General features: G+C 73.6%; 2 protein-coding genes. One reads left to right on the plus strand and one right to left on the minus strand.

All coding sequences use genetic code 11. The annotated features are described in order from the left end of the window. Positions 1–259 precede the first annotated feature (259 nt). A complete protein-coding gene (locus E1193_RS31340; protein ID WP_132186731.1) occupies positions 260–751 on the minus strand; it encodes a DUF3145 domain-containing protein in 492 nt (163 codons plus the stop codon). A 317-nt stretch (positions 752–1068) separates the two neighbouring features. On the opposite strand from E1193_RS31340, the gene E1193_RS31345 reads away from it, so the two are divergent. Further along, the gene (locus E1193_RS31345) at positions 1069–1398 is read left to right on the plus strand and encodes a hypothetical protein (protein ID WP_132186732.1); all 330 of its coding nucleotides are present in this window, start codon (positions 1069–1071) and stop codon (positions 1396–1398) included. Positions 1399–1644 lie beyond the last annotated feature (246 nt).

The following is a 1644-nucleotide window of genomic DNA, read 5'->3' on the forward strand; positions in this document are numbered from 1 at the left end:
GTCCGTGGCGGTGCTGGGGGCGGGGCTCGGCGCGGCCGCCGAGGCGGACGGGCTCGGCGCCGGTCCGGGCTGCCCCGTCTCCGTGCACCCGGGGAGAAGCAGCGCGGTCAGGGCGGTGAGAGCGACGCCGGCACGTCGCGGGGAAATCGGCACGCGCCCCATCAAACCCGGCGTCGAGTGGCTGCGGCAACCCGACCGGTGGGTCGGGCCGCGCCGGGCGTGCCGGTCCGCGCCCGGCTGTCCGGGTACGCGTTCCGGCTCAACCGACCCGGGTGAGCAGCGTCACCGGAGCGCCGTCGCCGGCGTGCCGGTAGGGCTCCAGCTCGGCATCCCAGGGGGTGCCGAGCGCCTTGTCGAGGGCGTGCGCGAGCGCCTCCGGAGCGCGGGCGGCGGCCATGATGCTGCGCAGGCGGTCCTCGCCGAGCTGGATGTCCCCGGCCGCGCCGACGGTGGCCCGGAACAGGCCGCGACCCGGCACGTGCATGAAGCGCTCCCCGTCGGTGCCCAAACTGGGTTCCTCGGTCACCTCGAAACGGATCATGGGCCACTGCCGGAGGGCAGCAGCCAGCTCGGCGCCCGTTCCCGGGCGACCGGTCCACCCGCACTCGGCCCGGCGGGCGCCGGGATCGACGGGCTGGGCCGTCCACTGCAGGTTGACCGGCGCGGCGAGGACGCGCGCGATCGCCCACTCGACGTGTGAGCACACGGCGAGTGGGGTTGAGTGGACGTATACGACGCCACGCGTTGGCACGGTGACCTCCCGGAGAGCGAGGTGCGTCTTCCCCTACGACCTCGGCCATCCAGGTGGCTTGTGCAACTCATGATGACTCGTGTGACGCATGGTGCGCCAGGGAATCGGGAAATCCGCCACCGGGAAATAGCCGCCGGCCGGCCCCGGTTGTGCCCCTCGGACAGGCACGGTGACCAGCCAGGCGTCGTGGTCGTGTACAGTTCTCTGGGCGGTTCTGTGCCGCCGCACACTTTCGCGGGCCGAGGCTCATCCGGGCGTCACCCGCATCAGCCCCCGGACGGTTCCCGTCCTCCCGTACGTCTGCAAGGAGTACCTCCGTGGCGAGCAACACCTCTAAGACCGCGCGCGCGTCAGTCCGGGCCGGCCAGGCTGGCCAGGGTGGCGCCCTCAGCGTGCTGGGCGAGTTCAAGTACCTCATCCCGCTCAACGGCGGCAAGCACGCCTACGTGCGCAACCTGACCAACGGCAAGACCGCGCACCTGCGCACCGACTCCGAGGCGTTCGTCGAGGAGATCCGGGTGCTGGCCGCCGCCGGCCACGCCGCCAAGATCCGCGTCGAGATCAACAACCTCGCCGCGGCCCACCCGGACCACGGCTGGGACAAGACCGAGAAGCGTCTCGTCGAGGCCGGCGTCTTCGAGGGCTGAGCCCCTCCCCGAGTCACACCCGCAACCGCCCGCCGGGTCACCCCGGCGGGCGGTTCGGCTTCTCCGGGTAGGTGCCCGGCCGGGCTTGGCTGGCCCCGGCCGGGCTTGGCTCGCCCCGGCCGGGCTTGGCTCGCCCCGTTTGCCGCGTGTCGGGCTGTCCGGGCAGCGGGACACCCCGACATGCCGCGACCGGGTGAATCCTGGCGGGACTCGCGGCCCGGCCCGGGACCGGGGCGGGCCCGGGAC

It is taken from the genome of Micromonospora sp. KC606, assembly GCF_004348675.1.
GTDB lineage: Bacteria > Actinomycetota > Actinomycetes > Mycobacteriales > Micromonosporaceae > Micromonospora.